Consider the following 16,430-nt stretch of genomic DNA (forward strand, 5'->3'; position numbering starts at 1 on the left):
TCATCGCCGGCTGTCCTGGGGACGGACCGGAAGAGGAGTGGACAGAACTACAGGACGGAGTCGGGGTGCTTGAGGCACCCGGGTCACAGGCCTGCGAACCGGTCGGACTCGGGCGGTGGGTGCGGCGGGACAGGACGTGCCCGGGCGGGGCCGATGACGGTCCCGCCCGGGCAGACGGCCTCGTCGGCCGTGCGGTCCAGGTGGTCGGTGGATCAGATCCCCGGGCCGGCGAGGTACTCGTACGGGGTCGCGGCGGTCGCGCTGCCGGCCGCGTTGGTGACCGTGATGTCGGCGGGCCCGGGGGCACCGTCGAGGGTGGGCGGTGCGACGGCGGAGATGGTGGTGTCGCTGATGACGACGAACGGGGCCGCCTGGCCGCCGAAGGTGACCGACTGGGTGCTGCTCAGGGAGGTGCCGGTGATGGTCACCGCGGTGCCGCCGGAGGCCGGGCCCGATCCGGGGGTAAAGGAAGCCACGGTGGGCACGTCCACATAGGTGTAGCTGAAACCGTTGTTGGTTCCGCCCAGAGTGGTCACGCTCACCCCGACCGATCCGACCGCCGCGCCCGCGGGCACGACGACGGTGATCGCGCCGTCGCTGACAACGGTCGGCGTGGCGCTGTTGGCCCCGAAGTGCACGGCAGTGGCGGTCGACAGCCCCGAGCCGGTGATGGTGATGACGTTGCCGCCCGCCAGCGGCCCGGAGGTGTCGCTGAGCGCGGCCTTGAACGGCGCGCCGACGTAGTAGAAGTTCAGCGGGTTGCTGGTACCGCCCGGGGTGGTCACGGTCACCTGGACCACCCCGCTGCCGGCCGGGTCGGTGACGGTGACCGAGGTGGGGGTGTTGGCGGTGATGGCGGCCAGCTTGGAGCCGAAGCGCACGGCCGTGGCCCCACCGAGGTTGCTGCCGGTGATGACGACGCTCTGTCCGCCGCCGGTCGATCCCTGGTTGGGGGAGATGGGCATGACTGCCTCCTTGAACGAGACGAGGTGAACCGCGTGGCGGAGTGCCAGGAAGAGTCACAGGCCGAGCACGGTGCGGGTCGGACCAGGCCCCGGCCAGGACGAAACGGACGGCCGAGGCGGTGTACCGGGCGCCGACGGGCCGTCCACGGATGTGGCCGGGCCGCTTTCCGGGCGTGAGGACGAGACGGTCCTGAATGACTGTCGCCGGTCGCGGTGGCGGGCGGATCATTCACGCCTCTGCCAGGAGAGCCCACGGCGCCACGGTAGTGACCGGCCATACGGCAAGCCGACGCCCCACTCCCCCGGAGAGGATGGGCGACCCACCGGATTGGAGCTTCCAGTAACCCATTGAGGTGACAAGCAGGCAAGGAACTTGACGCTACATCACCCGATTGGCGGCACGTGCGGCGCGGGGAGCGGGGCCCGTCCACCCTCCGGTGCGGATGCCGGGCAGCCGCCGGTCTCGTCGGAAAGGGTCGGCTCCGTCATGCGGTGGTCTGGGACCCCGGTCGTCCCCAGTGAGGCCCACCGCACCACCGGCTCCGCGGGCAAGGCCCTGGCCGCCGCCACGACGACGACCAGGTCCCGGCCGCCCGCCGCCCGTACGTCACCGCCCCCCGCACAGGCGATGGCCGGCACCGACCAGTTGGGCGAGCGACGGGCCGCACCCGCCGATTGCGGGCACGTCTGCGCGAGGGTGTGGTCGATCCGTACGCGGGCGATACGTAGCCGGCGACCGGCACCGGTGCCTGCCTGAGCACGCGATGCTCCACCCGGACCGCAAGGTGTGCTCCTCTTGCCTGGGGCGCCTTCGATTTCCCGGTGTGGTGTCGGTGGTGCCGGAGCGATGCCGAGGCCGTGGCACCGGCGCCGTAGGTGTGGCCCCTCTCGGCCACACCGGAAGGGCTGTCGCAGAGTTGACCGCCCTCGGCGGCCACACGCACCTCGGCCGTGCAGCGCGGGAGCCCGCGAAGTGTCAACCGTTGCTGACGCTGAACCCGGTCGACGCGCGGGCATGGGAGCGAACGGGGGGCGCGCGGGTGAGCATCTACACCGGCATATGCCAGTGACCGCTTCACTGAGCAGCGGTGCCGGCAGGGCGACCGCCCGGAGACCGTACCCATGCGTGCTCGCACGCTGAGCACAGTCGTGCGACGGGCGGCCGGGTGCGTGGATGGCCTGGAATCCGGGGAGAAACGCGAGCACCTTGGCACCCGCAGAGGTCTATTCCAGTCGACTCCTATTGTGCACTTGTGAAAATTTGCAGCGCCCAACAGGCGAGATCCGGCCACTCTTTGGCCGGTCTCCGTGCACGACTTGACACGGCACACACGGGGCTTTTTCTAATTGATCGCCAGGCAATTTGCTCACTAAAATTGTGCAGCAATCGGTGAAACCTCGCAGAAACCTTTCTGCTCCCACCCCTGGGTTTCGTGTATATTTCCTGGCTTCCCATGGATCCCCATGAGGGGCCGTAAGTCGCATCGGAGCCTGATAGGAGCAAAATGTTGACCAGAGAGGAATACATCAACATCTGTGCCCTGCGATCCCGAGGATTGTCGATCGCCGCAATCGCTCGCCTCCTCGGCCGCGACCGCAAGACGGTGAGTTCCTATCTCAGCGGGAAGCGAACAGTCGGAGTCCGCAGCTCCGGTAGGGACGAGTTCGAGCGGTTCATCCCCTACTGTCGCCAGCGGTTGCACGACGATGCCCACTTCGAGGCATCGGCGCTGTTCGCCGAACTCGTCGATCTCGGCTACAACGGCGGATACTCGACCTTCACCCGAGCCCTGAGGACCCATCAGCTGCGTCCCAGGTGCCCGCTGTGCCAGCGTCCCCCCCGTTCCCGGCCCGGTCTGCAGGACAACGTGGAGGAAGTGCACTTCCGCTGGTACGTCTTCTCCGACCCCCCTGCTGACTGGGGCAGCACCCATGCCTGCATCCTGGTGGGACGCCTGACCCACTCCCAGCGGTGGAGCGCGGCGCTCGCAGAGCAGATCGATCTCGGTCACCTGGTCGGCTCCGTCGACCGGATCCTGCGTCAGTTCGGCTGTACCGGCTGGCGCTGGCGCTTCGACCGGACACAGCCGATCCACTGCCCGGGAGGTGGCGAATTGACCACAGCGCTGGGCAAGGTCGCGAGGCACTACGGCGCTGTCGCGGATCTCGGTCTGGCACGGCACGGCGCCGACGACGAGGCGATCAGGCAAGCGCTCGTCCGGTGGTGGCAGACCAGTGGTATGGACACCGGCCCGCTGGAGGCGCAGGAGAGCCTCGACAGGCTGGCCAGGCTCATGGACACTCGCCGGGCTTCGACAAGGGGCGGCCACGACGGGTACCCCGTGCCCCCTGCGCCGGTCCTGCTCGACATTCCCCACAACCCTTACCCTGCCAGGATCAGCGTGGCTCGAACGGTCTCGGCCAACAGCATGGTGTCCTACCGGGGCAACCTCTACGCGGTTCCACGGCATCTACAAGGCCACGCCGTGGAAGTGCGCCGAAGGCTCGGTGATGCCCTTCTGGCGATTGCGACTCCTCGCGGAAGGGTGATCGCTCAACATTCACTGGCACCCGACGGTGCCGGCCTGTCGGTCATCGGTCACCGGCACGGGATCGGCCTCGAACGCCCCCTCCCGGCAGCGAGGCCGGCCTGCCACAGCAAGATGTACAGTCCGCCGTCCGCCGAAGCGATCGCGGCGGCCGAAGCACTTCGACAGGACGCCCGTCAGGAGGACGGATTAGAGCCTGGTCGACAGGCCGGCGGTTCGCCGGGGTGGCCCAGCCGATCCTGGCGGTGGACGGGCGTTCTCGGTCGGATCCGGAAGGAGCCGACCGAGGGCGATGAGTTCGCCCGTTCCGAGGCAGTGATCCGCCTCGCCACGCATCGGCAACACGACCCGACGCCGCATCGGCGAAGCCACACCAACCCGGCGAGGCACTCGAACCGGACAGCACGGAACCAACAAGACCCCTCCGAGGGAGACAGCGCGCTTGACGGGCGATCTGCGCCCCAGCACTGGACATGAGCACGTCCAGAACAGGGCCGGCCGGTCGGTCCCGAAGGCGTTCGGGTCGCGCCCCCGTCCTGCGTGTGGTCGGCAGCGGCCGACCGGAGCCGGGTAATTTCACAGACCGGCGGCAAGTGAGACTTCGGGAATTGCTGACCGAATTCCCCATCCCATCCTTTCCGGCGCCGGGCACTCTTCCCTGTAGTAACTCGGATGGAGTAGCGCCAATTTGTACGAAGACTACCGAATTCGTCTCCGATTGCCGGAAGGTCAATTCTTCGCACCATCCTGCCGGTCTGCACGCCCTGCCGCTCGCCCTTGGCGGTGCATTACGTTCCGTTCAGGCCGACGCCGCGTCGGCCTGAACGCTTCTTTTCGGAGGGGATTCGTATGATCCGTTCTCGTCTTTCCGCCAGTGTCGTTGCCGTCGCCATCGCATTCGGCACCGCCCTCGCCATCGCCCCCGCAGCCCAGGCCGCGGAAGCCACCGCGCTCCAGGTGTCGGCGTGCGCCGCCGACCTCACGGCCGCTCTCGACAGCAACGCGGCCGCCATCGACGCCGACATCGCCGGCAACACTGCCGACGCCCGCGCCTACAACATCCGCACCCTCGTCATCCTTGCCCGAGCGAGGCACGACTGCATCTGCCAGCCGGACCAGGTCCACACGGACATCATCGCCGCGAGGACCGACAGCATCCGCGCGGCGGTGTCCAACTCGATCGGCGATTCCGTCGCTGCGCTGACCAGCGAGGACGCCGTGGCGGCCGCGTTGACGGACGCCTTGGAGATCGTCTCGTATTCCGAAGTGTGAGGTCTCGCGGCATACGGGTAGCCGTTGTTGACCCGCCCGGGTGTGGGGGCCTTGGTGACCGAGCTGCGTGGTGAAGCCGTCCGTCAGGTGGACGATGAGCCCTTCCCCGGGTGGGGGTTCAAGTTCGCGGACGAGGCACGACCACGCTGGTCGCTGGTCGCTGGTCGACAAAGCCCCTGTCTTTGAGGCGACGGACGAGCTCGGCCTGCCCGGTGGAGGTCACCGTTGTCTACGTCGTCCGCGAAGGCTGCCGACGACCGGCGAGGTGGTTGCCGTCTCCACCTCGCCGTGCAGCCTCATCACACTGTGCGGGCGTGAGGAGTTCACGGTGAAGCGGGGCCGGCTTCATCCACTGGGTGCGAGGTTGTCAAGCCGCGCACCTTCGGGCATGGCCTGGTGCGTGCCAGCTCCGCGCAGGCAGCGGTCTCGCGGGATGATCCAGTTCCTTATCCGTGAGAGGACGTGCTCGACCCGGGCCCGGACCAGCGTTGTCACGTCCTGGTCGAGGGTGAGGTGCTCCTCCCCGATCCCTGTCAGGCATGGAGCGCATCGGGGAGAGCGTCATACACCCGGGAACCGGCCTACGCGGCAAGACCGCGCTGACCCGCACGGTGTCCTCCCAGATCCCCGGGTCCGCCGAGCCGCCGTGGCTTCGGCATTCCGAACACGGGAATCCTCCCCGTACCCTTGACCGCCGCTATCTGCCCTCATCGGCGTGCCTGGGGCACCTTGGACGGCTGGCTCGTACAGGCTCAACGCCATCGAAGTGCGGGCGTACGATCCTGCAGTCCGATGGCCTTCAACCCGACCTCGTGCAGCCCGATGGCCTTCAACCCGACCTCGGCTTGCCCGGCAGGCTGGTGGCCGGGACCGGCAGGTACCGGATACTGGTAGACGACAAGCGATCGACGGCAGCATCCTCCGGCCAGCCCCCGGCACCTGCCTCCGGAGGAGCCTGTCACTGCTGGGGCTGACGGAACAGGTCCTGCTGCATGACGCCGTCGGCCAACATGGCGTTCTCGCTCAAGCCCGCGAGCAGGTCGAGGACAGCGGCAAGCGGCTGGTATTCCGTGCGGACGGCTGGGCGCTCACCACAGTCCTTCAGATGCTCCCACAGTGCGTGGAAGTAGTCCTCGAGCTCCAGACGTGCGTTGAACTGCGCGCTGAGCCTTTCGGGATCGAGGCGACGCAGGGCGTCGCGGTCGAGCCGGGCCACCGAGTTGATCACGCTGTTGACGATCTCACGGCTCTCGATGCTGTTGGGCATGGGTTCTCCTACTAACGATGTGCGCAATGGAGGATCGGGGCTTGAGCTCAGTGCGCCGCCCGACCCCGTCGGATCGCGACTGGCCCTGAACGGTCAGCACGCGGCGGTGCTCCCACCGGACAGCGGGACGGCGGCTCACACCGAGCGGTGGCTGTCCGTGCCGAGCCGCGTCCCCACTGCTGCGCGCAATCCGCAACGAGTGCCAGGCCTCTGCCGTGGTCATCGTCCGGCGTTCCGCGGTGCAGCCGCGGCACGGCGGAGGTCTTCCCCCGATCACGGACCTCCAGCAGGATCCAGTCTGCGGTCCGACGCGCAACCAAACGGTGGGGGTGCGTGCTGTCGGAGTGCTCGAGGGCATCGGCGACGAGTTCGGAAATCACCAGTAAGGGGGCCCGGGCACGGTCGGCCCGAACGTCCTCGGCGTCCAGCCACAGCCCTGCCAACCGCCGCGAGATCGGTACTGCGCGACCGAGGGAGACAGCCTGAAGGACAGCGGCCGGCCCCTGGCCCAGTGACTCAGGACGCCCTCGGCACGAGCTCTTCTCGGTCGTCCATTGATCTCTGCGGTGGTCAGTGAAATCTCCTCCTCGGTGAACGGCGTGGTCGCTTCCCGGCTCACGAGCCGAGAGCGGCTGCCGGCGCGACTCGGTCCGTCCAGGGCACCTCCCCCCATCGGAAGGCCGGAACAGTCAACCGAGCGGGCGCCGGACTGGTGGAAATCAATCAGAAATAGATTATCCGCGGGGAAGTGTTCCGCCGCAAGAAAAGGGGGGCGTGTTTTGCGCGATGCAGCGCCTAGTGTGACGGTAAGAAGAGTTCTTGCTACCGATGACCGGGCGGAATGAACTTGGCTCGTTTCGCCCCGTCAAGTCCAGGCTTCACGGCGAATGGCGGACAGTCAGGGCCATTGGTCCTGGTCTTCGGCGGACCTTTTGGGCAGGTTTCCCTTCGGGCGCACACCAGCGGCCGACTCGCTCACGAAATTCCACACCGACCTGGCCGAAATCAGCCGTTCCGTCGGGCCGGCAGTCAGTCCCGGCAGGAGCCGCTGCCAGCACAGCACCCCGGTGGGAATACGGCCAGGCCCATCCGACCTCGGCCGGACGGCCGACACGCCTCCGCTGTCCGGTCGCTGATCGTCAGTCTGATCCCGACGACTTGCGCGGCGCCGCGCTCGCGCCGGCCGGGTGCCTGACAGGCCGGAAGTAGAGCGACCGCCGAGGGCAGAAGACCGGCCGGCGGACTGCGCACACCTGTATGCCCGTCTGGAGAGACTGCATTTGTCGGCCCTTGCGGAGAAGCCCCTGTGAGCCGACGCGGACCGGTGCGACGAAATTCGCACCGGCCCGCGGATCCAAATTCCTCCACCGGGGGTACGGCGACGCGCCTCCTCAACGATCAGGCGCAAGCCGGAAGCGCTGGCGGACACGGCAGCGACTTCCCCCGAAGAGGATGGGTGACCCACCCGGTTCGGATGTAACCAGTTACTCATCGAGCCGAAATAATCGCAATCCCCCGACCGGTCGATTCACCCGTATGGCCGAGTGTGCCGAAAATGCAAATCGCCTGTGTGAACGGACCGGAAGCCGTTCGGTCAGGAAATTTTCACATTCAGTACTGTTTGCTCGGGAAACTGGACAGCATATCTGAAGGCGAGTGCCCGATGATCACGGAATACCGTATGCGGGAGCCGATCGGGATCCGCGACAGTGATCCGGACGCACTGATCGCGACCTCGCAGCGAGACGAATGTTGCCGATGGGCGCTGATCGGCACCGTGGTCCGATGGCTCGCACGACCCCGATCAGCCTCGCAGGTCCTGTCCACACCACCGCCCACGGTCCCCGAGCCGACTTCTGACGTACGGCATAGCAATTGCCGGATTCGGGGTGAGGATCTCGACGGGCTGGTTCCCGGCATCGCTGACGCTGGAAACATCCACGTCGGGCCATGGCCGCGTGTCAGGCAGATTGACGGCTGGAGTGCGGTCGCGGGCCTGGCGACTCCGGATGCCGTGACGAGGCTGCTGCCGCGTGCTTCTGTGGGGTTGCGTCCCGGGATCAGCCGACCTGCATGCAGCTCTTCAGGATCCCAAGATCACGAAACGATTGGCCTCCCTCGTGTCCAAAGTGCACGTACTGACGTCCGGACAAAACGTAGGCGCTCTACCGCCGGTGGCACACCCGGACACAGTCCACACAACGCCTGCAATCGGCGATGACCACGGCGGACTCCGCAGGCAGTCTCCGACCTCCGGTCCGGCCGCGGGGACGCACGAGCAGGTCCCCACGCCCCAGTCGGCCTCGAGCGCCGGGGAGCAACTGGCCGGCCATCGGAAGGGTAGACATGGCGGGACGTTCCACGGTGGCGTCTCGCGGGCCCCGGTCGTGTCGTGGCGGCCATGCCGGTCTTCCCCGCATCGGGTCGGCCGTCCCCCCGCACAGCAGGATCAGACGCCGCTACGGCTTCCGGGGGCACGTCACGGAGCCCGGTCCCGTGCTCACGCGCCCCGTCGGCGCTTCCTCGATCGGTGCCCGCCTGATGGTCGGCTTCGGTGGCGCCCTGGCGCCGCTGACCGGCAGCGGCGGTGTGGGCCGCCGGCAAAGCCTCGCCGAACCTGGCGCAGGTTCGTTCCCGCTCGAGCCGGCGAGCGGCAAGCCGCCGACGAAGGATGGTTCCCTCCGAGTCGTCGCCCTCTGCCGCCGACCGACCGGACAGTTCGCTCGGAGCGGGCGCGATCCGCACCGTGAGCGGGTCGCTCGGGGGTTGCGCGTCCGGCTGGTGACCGGACAGCTCCCACTGCTCCCGAAGCCGGCGGCAGGCTTCAGCGGCGGCGGCGGGACCACAGGAACGGCAGGCTTTCGGATCGTCCGCGTCGCGGACGATCAGGGGCCCGCGGCACAGTACGCACTCGGGGCTTCGGACCGGTTTGGTCGCCGTGACCGTCTCGCTTGCCCGGTCGACGACCCCGGTCAGCCAGAGAAGCGGGGAGACCACCGAAGACCACGGCACAGCGCCGACTGGCTCCCTGCGCCGCGCGAACTCCCAGGCCGACTCGAGAGCTTTGAGAATCACCGCGCCGTGGACATCGGGGCATGTGCCGTAGTCGGCGAATGTTGCGACAATGTGCTGAGCGAAGAGGTTGAGCTGTCGCTCGGTCAGCCGGTCAGCCAGTTGCCCCGGCAGGCGGCTCAGAGCCGACGACGCGGCTTGCCGTCCCCATCGCCTCTGGTCGTCGGTCATCGACTGGATCATCTTCCGGTCGGTTTGCCACCTGTCGCGTCCCTCCGGGCCTGCTCCGTCTTCCCCGGCACCCGCCGCGTGCCCTCGCGTGCGGGCGCGCACAGTTTCCGGTTCTGGGGACAGGCAACCGCCCACCACCGCCGACATGTTCAGCAAGTCATGTTGGAAGGATCGTGTTTCTGCCACCGGATCGGGGGTGGTCGGTGTCACCGGACCGGGGGAATCGGCTGTCACCGAACCGGCGCTCTCCCGGCACATGTCGAGCGAGGCGCCCTGATGGGCATACGGTCCGGAGTCGACGACCTCGACACCATGGCCTGCCGACCCGTTCACGGATCGCAGCGTGGGGACGGATCCGCTCGGGCGAGACTCGGGCTGCCCGTTCGGTACGCGGACGGGCATGGGATGGACGACGTATCTGTACGCCCTCTTCTCGCCGGCTCCTCTGCTCACCCAGCCCTGGGCCAGGAGTTCGGCCACCGCTTCGCGGGCCGTAGCCTCCTTTATCCGGCACTCGCGTGCGATTCGCACGACAGGAGTCGATTCGGGGAAGTGCTGCCGCAGGGCAAGCAGGGCATAGACCTTGAACCGAGTGCCGGCCAGATACGCCCGGGCATATGAACTCACGCACACGGCCAGCTCGTCGTCGGCCAGTGGACGAACACGTCGGTTCATGGTTCCGGTGACAGGATTTCGAGACGCCCGAACCAGGCTCTTGGCCTTTGCCTTGGCGATTAGGCGGTTAACACCACCCCGTGACAACCCTAGCTGTCGCCCGATGGTCTCGTCGGCGGCGAAGCAGAGTCCTGACTTCCAGCCGTAGTCCTGCACCAGCGTCACGACCCGGATCAGGTCGCCGGTCAAGTCCCTGTCACTGAGCCACGCCGCTGGGAACCGGGTGGCGGGCAGGCCGCTCTGCCCGGGCGCACGCGCCTTTCCGCGAGCAGGCGCGGGGCTGCCGGCCGGTTCCGTGCACACGGTGCCCGAGTATCGCGGAATCACGGAGCACCGCCGAAAGCCCGACGCTCGCTCACTTCCCGGCCCGGCCGGTCCGACCGCCCATCGACACCCGGATTGATCGACGACGGTCCCAAAGTGGCCGAGGCGATTCTTTCCCCGGTCGCCTCCATTTGAGCGGTGGTCACTGGCGCGCGACAGCCCGCTCGGGGAGGTCCTTGGAGGGTTCTCTCATTCAGGACTCTGTGCCCTCCCCTTGGACGGACGGAGCGACGACTCGCGACGTGGGCGCGGGCTGCCTGGTAGTTTTTGATTCGGTGATGCAAAATGGCAGTGCCTACTTACGGACGTGTGAGGAGGCAACGGCCCGTCAGGACACAGGTTCTCGCCGTGTCCCGAGTGTGCAGACGGGCCGAGGCAGCGGTGGATTCCGTCGTCGGCCTAGGCATGTGGTCAGCGACGACGGATGCAGGGCGTTCAGACACCGAAGCATGTGCCTGGTGCACAGACGGTGAAGGTCCGGTGGTGCGGACCAAACCGTCTCGATGCTGCTAGGTCATGTCAAAACCTCCCCACAGGGGGGCGACGTGATTGAAGAGGGTCGAACGAACAGAAGAGAAGTGATCACGACTGGTCGCTTCTGCCTGACGCGGTTTCGGGTCCAGGCGCCTGAGGGGTGATCTGGAACAGCGATGTCGCACCGACTGCGCCCCACGGCCGTCCGGACTCACCAGAGTCCGGACGGCTGATCCATGACTGAGCCAAGCCTTGACCAAGAGTACCCCCTTCGTCACAGAGTGTGAATACCTCTCGTGCACGACTCATCGTCGGAGCCCCCTACATCTGTCCACGAGGGCAGCAGTTCGTTCGAGTCGGCACCACGGACAGCTCAAACACGCCCGTTTCCCAGCCGTCGCGCGGAAGGCTTCGGGGGCCACGATCAGACCCCACGGTCAACCGAAGATGCCGCGGCTGCGACAGGACGTCACCGCCGGCCAGCCACGAGTCGGCCTGGCAGACCGCCGGTTGATCACGTTGCGGGACGCAGCCGCGTCGGTCGCCACCAAAGCTCGTGCCGACGGCCATGATGCGGCATCAAGCAGTCCTGTCACCAGCGCACCCACACGGGAAACACGCAACCAGCCATCATCTCAAGCAATCTGAGCTTCCATCAATCAGATAACCGAACCGGAAGGGGTGCAACGGTGGCCCTGCGTCCGCCCGAGGGCCGACCCGCCGACGGCCTCCGCGCGCAGCCGCGCCTCGCTGGGGAGAATTGCAGAGTATCTGGCGCCGCTCGAGGCCATCCCGCCGGGAAAGAGGGGAAGCTGAGCGAGCGGCGGTGGTCGCGCTTGCCTCTACCGCTCCCATCCGAGGCCAGCCACAGGACCGCTGCACGCTCGAACGAGGAGCTCGGCGACCTGGGTAAAATCTTTGAGCGCCGACAGCCTGAGCATATTTCAGGACACCCGGATGCCGTACATTTCTCGCTGATTAGCCCATCGTTGTCGGGGCATGAGTCCAACAGTCAAGCCTCCTCTTCCATTGCTGCTGGAGCGGGACAGGATCTGCAGTGCCGGCGACAACTGGCTATTCGTTCCGGACCGGAGGAATGCCGCTGGAGATATGGAAATCGGCTACCTCGTGAAGAATGGCGAACGCGTGGTCCTGGCGCATTGCTCACGCCAGCTGGCCGAACTCTTCCGCATCCTGCGTCGACTTGAGTTTGAATTCTCGACGCGACTTTGCCGATCAGAGGAATGGGAGGACTAATTGAGACTGTTGACCGCGACCCTCACGACCACGCGAACAGGAGCTCTGCTGTGTACGAGTCAACAGACATCGATTACAACTCCTACTACGCAACTGGATTCATCCCCGATGACGGGGTCATACACAACCAGCCCCATTGGCCGCACTCGGAACAGCTGTCCGCCGACCTGTCTTATCCGGTCGTCAATGGCTGGGTCGATCCAGGGCTGCAGCCGCATCCTTCGATTGCGGAAGCGGTCAAAGAAGAAGTCGGCCCGTCGGCCATGGGGTTCCGGCCCCATCTAATCGCCGACCGCCGGGAGCATCGCCCCCGCCCGGCACGCCGCCAGCCCGACATCGTGGGATCCGTCATCGGATTCCTGACGGCAACGATCGTCACTGTGGTGTGCATCCTCGGCTGGATGATCTCCTATCATCCTCTGCAGGACGTGGCTCTCTCCCAGCTGCCGAGGGGTCTGTCCCAGTATTGGCCGGTCGTCGTCTACGGACCGTGGATGGTTGCATCCCTCTCCGTACTGCGCGCCGCTCTGGGAGGACGTAAGGTGGGGAATTCCTGGACGGTAATCCTGGTATTCGCTGGGATCGCCAGTCTCCTGTGCATCGTCAACACGCCCTGCACCATGCCTGAGGCCGTGGTCGCGGGCCTTCCGCCGGTGACGGCTGTGGTGTCCTTGCAGCAGATGGTGCGCCAGCTGATCGCAACCCGGCAATTGCCCCAGGAGGAGCGCCGGCAGAAACCTTCGCATCGGGCATCTCGGTAGCACGTGAACAACACGGGGGAATCACCGGGAGGGGTTGTCCGATGTCTCCGACATTCGACTGAGGGCGTCCTGCCATCGCCTCAGGGGTGGTGGATTGGCAAATTCCCAATCGCTGCGAGGCCCGGCCAATTCGACATTTGATTCCCAGGATGATAAGCCTGGGATGACGGTGCGCAGTGCGCAGGCCTGCGAACGTCGTCACAATGTACTGAAATTCTCCGCCCGCCCGCCCGCCCGCACGAGAGCCCGAGATCTGCGCTCGAGGTGATCATCGCGCGCATGGCGATGACCGGTGAAATACGCCGCCCGTCGGAGCCATTGCCACAGGAGTAGCGTCCCGTGCATCGCCATTTCCGTGCCGGAAAGCGTAGACCTTGATGCCGAGCGCGACACCGAGGCCGATGGCTCTGGTGCGGCAACCATGACCGGTCCGGGACCGTCGGCATCCCCGTTTTGACCGGTAGTCCGACCGCAGGGGATTGATGCGCGCTGACACGCCCCTTCTCTGCCAGGAAGCCATGCGCCGCCGCACTGCTCCGCGTCGACACGCGGGTCGGTGGGGCGGCGTCCGACTGTGGCTTCGGGCCGAGCACTGCGGCGGCTGTGCCGTTCCCGATTCTCGGCCCGACAGCGACCACGCTTCACACCCCAGGCCCACCGAGTGGGTTCTCGCATCAAGCTGCCGCCGATCCGATTCCCACGCGGGACTCACGGGTCGGTGGCGATCGCTGCGCTCTCCACCCCGCCCACGTGGCTGCCCCTGGGTAACGGCAGCCAACCTGGTGTGACGAGGCGGGTCACATCAGGTTGGCCCAATAGGGTGAATCTTCCCCCTTTCGGGTGATCTCACGTTTGGGCGCGGGTAGCTACGGAGTGCGTGCTAAGGGCTGCAGACCGTAGCCACGCCCCGGCGCTGAACTCGTATGGCCGGTAACCATGCTCCGACGGAATCGAAAGGAACGACACTCATGCTCCTCACTCTGCTCGGTAACATCGTGGCCTTCCTCGGCTGGCTGCTCTAGCGGTTGCTGACCCACCCAGCGGCGAGCCGGCCCCGCCCACACGTTCGGTGGCGGGGCCGGACTCACCAAGAGCCTGCCGCCACTCCCGAGATTTCCGGCGAACTGACCGCCGTCCCATGCCGCACAGGCGGCAGAACCTCGCCATTCGGCGGGAAGCCGGCTGGTCGTACGTCAACCGGGCACCGGCGCGGGTTCAGGGCACCGGCCGGACACCGCCTCTCCGAGCAGCGCGAGCCCACCGCGCCGTCACCGATCGGGAGTGGGCGCTCTCCTCAGAAGACGTCCGGGGAACCCCGGAGCTCTCCACCTGCTCCCGGGCCCTCACCGACAGCGCCGACTACTTGCTCTGCGGACGCGGGGTGTGGGACTGTCGGCGACGGCTCAAAACGGGCCGGTTCCAGCGGTTCAGTTTTGGGCCAGTCGTGGCCCGGTGGCCAGGTGGGTCTTGCCCGTGCCCGGAGGCCCGAGGAAGATCGCGTTCTCGCGGGCGGCTATGAAGTCCAGTGTGCCCAGATGGGCGAGTTGTTGGCGCGTCAGGCCGCGCAGGTGGGCGAGATCGAGTTCCTCGAGGGTCTTGATCGCGGGGAAGCGGGCGGCGCGGATGCGGCCCTCGCCGCCATGGCTGTCGCGGGCGGCGACCTCGCGCTGCAGACAGGCGACGAGGTATTCGAGGTGGGTCCAGGACTCGGCCAGGGCGCGTTCGGCCAGGCGCTCGGCGGCGTCCAGCAGGGCGGGGGCCTTCATCGCTCGGGCAAGGAAGGCCAGGTCGGCGGCGGTCTGCCGCCCGGTGCGGGCCTTCCGGCCCTCGGACGGTCGCTCGTGGCGGTGGTGGTGCTCTGGTCGGCGGGGGCAGGGGTCGGGGTCATCAGGGGTCCTCTTTTCCGGCTCCGCCCTCGATGAGGGTGAAGATGCGGTCGTAGGTGGCCAGCTCGCGCTGCTCGACCTCGATGCCGGCGGGCACCAGAAGCTGAGCCTGGGCCGCGGTGCGTGCGCGGGCGGCGTGGTGCCGGTGGACCTCCTGGCGCAGGTGCCCGGCCGCGGCAGCGTGCTCGGGTCGGTGATCGACTGGTGGCGGGCCCAGCAACGGGCATGGCGGGCGACCACGTTCTCGCCGCAGGTTACGGTGATCTGCTCGGTGTCCGCCCGGACCGTGACGAGATGGCCGATCGCACGGGGGTGGACGGAGTAGTCGTTGGTGTCTACGCGGATGTCGTGGTCACGGCCCAGACGTGTGCGAAGCGGCCGGCGGGTCAACGGGCGGGATCGCAAGCATGGCTGCCCGGTCCGTCTCCCACCGGTCGACGGGTCTGGCGTCGATGGTGCGGTGCCGGCGCCGGTTGGCGATCTGCAGCCAGGCGGCCAGCTGGGCGTTGAAGTCGCCGGGCCCGGTGAACGTGCGCCCGGGCAGGAAGCTGGTCTCCAGGTAGCCGTTGGCCCGCTCCACCAGGCCTTTCGCCTCCGGATCGCGGGGCCGGCAGAACAGCAGCCGGGTGGCGAGCAGGCCGGCCAGGGCGGCGAACTCGCTGGTCGGCCTGCCCCGGCCGACACCCGGCTCGTTGTCCCAGACGAGCGTCTTCGGGACGGCCTGCCAGCCGGTCAGCAGCTCGGGGTCGGCGTCCAGTGCCTCGGCGAGCTGGCGCCGGTCGGGTCGGCGCCGCACGGCGGCGACCAGGACGGCCTCGACGTCGGCGGCCGGCAGTCGGGGATCGGCCGTCAGGACGGCTTCGACGATGACGCGCTCGGGCTCGGCCGCGAACCGCGGCAGGTGGTCGGCCACGGAATCCGCCTACTCGGAGACGATGCGGGCCCGGCGGGGCCTGAACTCGGTAGGCCGCCAGGGCGCCCTTGCGGCCGAGCCGGATTGCACGGTCGACCTGGTCGTCGGCGTAGTAGAGGAAGAGCTGGATCTCCTCGCGCGTCATCGGCCGGCGCTCCGGGTCGCCCTCGTAGTCGACGAGGTGGGCCGCGGTGTTCCACTCGTGGCAGATCTGAACGGGGTGGGTGCCGAAGCGGGTCTCGCACTCCTGCGGCCGCTGGTAGTGCGGCGAGGTGATGTAGTCGCAGAACAGCCGCAGCGTGGTCTGGTAGCCGCGGATCGTCGACTCGGCCCGCCTCAGCTCGCTGATCAGATAGGTCATCCACTCGTCAACGTCGGCGGCGGACCACTGCCAGGGGTAGGCGTTGGTGAACTTGCTGAACCGGCGCACGAGCTGCTGGCGGCCCCGGACCGTGTCCGGCTGCAGGCGCCGACCGCCGACCGCCGAGCTGCTGATGTGCCCAGCCGTCCAGCATGCCGTCGAACACGGCGTCCTCGGGGTGCAGCAGCGCGACGCCGTCGAGCAGCACGAGCCGCGCGGACCCCTCGCTCAGACCTCTCACGCGACCCGCCCTCCCTGGTTCACTGGGCGCGCGATCATGCATCAAATGCAAGCCTGACCGCAAAAGCGCAGGTAAGAGCCCTTTACTGACATCTGCTCTTTGGGGTGATGGATCTGCCGTTTTACTGACGGACGGTCACCTGTCGGCGTAGACCGTCTGGCATGCGATATGCGGATGGGGGCGGGCTGACAGCGAAGGCACGTCAGCGCCGTGAGGCCGTGCGCCTGGAGGCTGCCGCGCTG

General features: G+C 67.4%; 8 protein-coding genes and 1 pseudogene. 3 read left to right on the plus strand and 6 right to left on the minus strand.

Annotation, left to right across the window (positions count from 1 at the left end):
• Window positions 1–212 precede the first annotated feature (212 nt).
• Complete coding sequence (locus AB0D10_RS37745) at window positions 213–965, minus strand: IPT/TIG domain-containing protein (protein WP_360264775.1); 753 nt, start codon at window positions 963–965, stop codon at window positions 213–215.
• A gap of 1,505 nt (window positions 966–2,470) precedes the next feature.
• Here AB0D10_RS37745 and AB0D10_RS37750 point away from each other — a divergent pair.
• Window positions 2,471–3,991, plus strand: coding sequence for an IS21 family transposase (locus AB0D10_RS37750; RefSeq protein ID WP_360264777.1), 1,521 nt, complete (start codon window positions 2,471–2,473; stop codon window positions 3,989–3,991).
• Between the two features lie 372 nt (window positions 3,992–4,363).
• A complete protein-coding gene (locus AB0D10_RS37755; RefSeq protein ID WP_360264779.1) occupies window positions 4,364–4,786 on the plus strand; it encodes a hypothetical protein in 423 nt (140 codons plus the stop codon).
• 345 nt (window positions 4,787–5,131) lie between these two features.
• Here AB0D10_RS37755 and AB0D10_RS37760 read toward each other — a convergent pair.
• The 3 genes and pseudogenes from AB0D10_RS37760 to AB0D10_RS37770 all read right to left on the minus strand — a co-directional run.
• Window positions 5,132–5,266, minus strand: a pseudogene (locus tag AB0D10_RS37760) (IS5/IS1182 family transposase); the annotation flags it as partial.
• A gap of 478 nt (window positions 5,267–5,744) precedes the next feature.
• A complete protein-coding gene (locus AB0D10_RS37765) occupies window positions 5,745–6,053 on the minus strand; it encodes a hypothetical protein (protein WP_360264781.1) in 309 nt (102 codons plus the stop codon).
• Between the two features lie 47 nt (window positions 6,054–6,100).
• Window positions 6,101–6,496, minus strand: a complete 396-nt coding sequence (locus AB0D10_RS37770) for an ATP-binding protein (protein WP_360264784.1) — start codon at window positions 6,494–6,496, stop codon at window positions 6,101–6,103.
• Between the two features lie 5,580 nt (window positions 6,497–12,076).
• Between AB0D10_RS37770 and AB0D10_RS37775 the strand changes: the two genes are divergently transcribed.
• Window positions 12,077–12,787: a DUF2637 domain-containing protein gene (locus tag AB0D10_RS37775; protein ID WP_360264787.1), complete on the plus strand. Its 711-nt coding sequence runs from the start codon at window positions 12,077–12,079 to the stop codon at window positions 12,785–12,787.
• Window positions 12,788–14,214: 1,427 nt separating this feature from the next.
• Here the strand turns inward: AB0D10_RS37775 and AB0D10_RS37780 are convergent.
• Complete coding sequence (locus AB0D10_RS37780; protein WP_360264789.1) at window positions 14,215–14,553, minus strand: ATP-binding protein; 339 nt, start codon at window positions 14,551–14,553, stop codon at window positions 14,215–14,217.
• A gap of 472 nt (window positions 14,554–15,025) precedes the next feature.
• Window positions 15,026–15,586 carry a hypothetical protein gene (locus AB0D10_RS37785; protein ID WP_360264792.1) on the minus strand — a complete coding sequence of 187 codons (561 nt, stop codon included), beginning with the start codon at window positions 15,584–15,586 and terminating at the stop codon, window positions 15,026–15,028.
• Window positions 15,587–16,430 lie beyond the last annotated feature (844 nt).

This window comes from Kitasatospora sp. NPDC048545, assembly GCF_040651155.1.
Lineage (GTDB): Bacteria > Actinomycetota > Actinomycetes > Streptomycetales > Streptomycetaceae > Kitasatospora.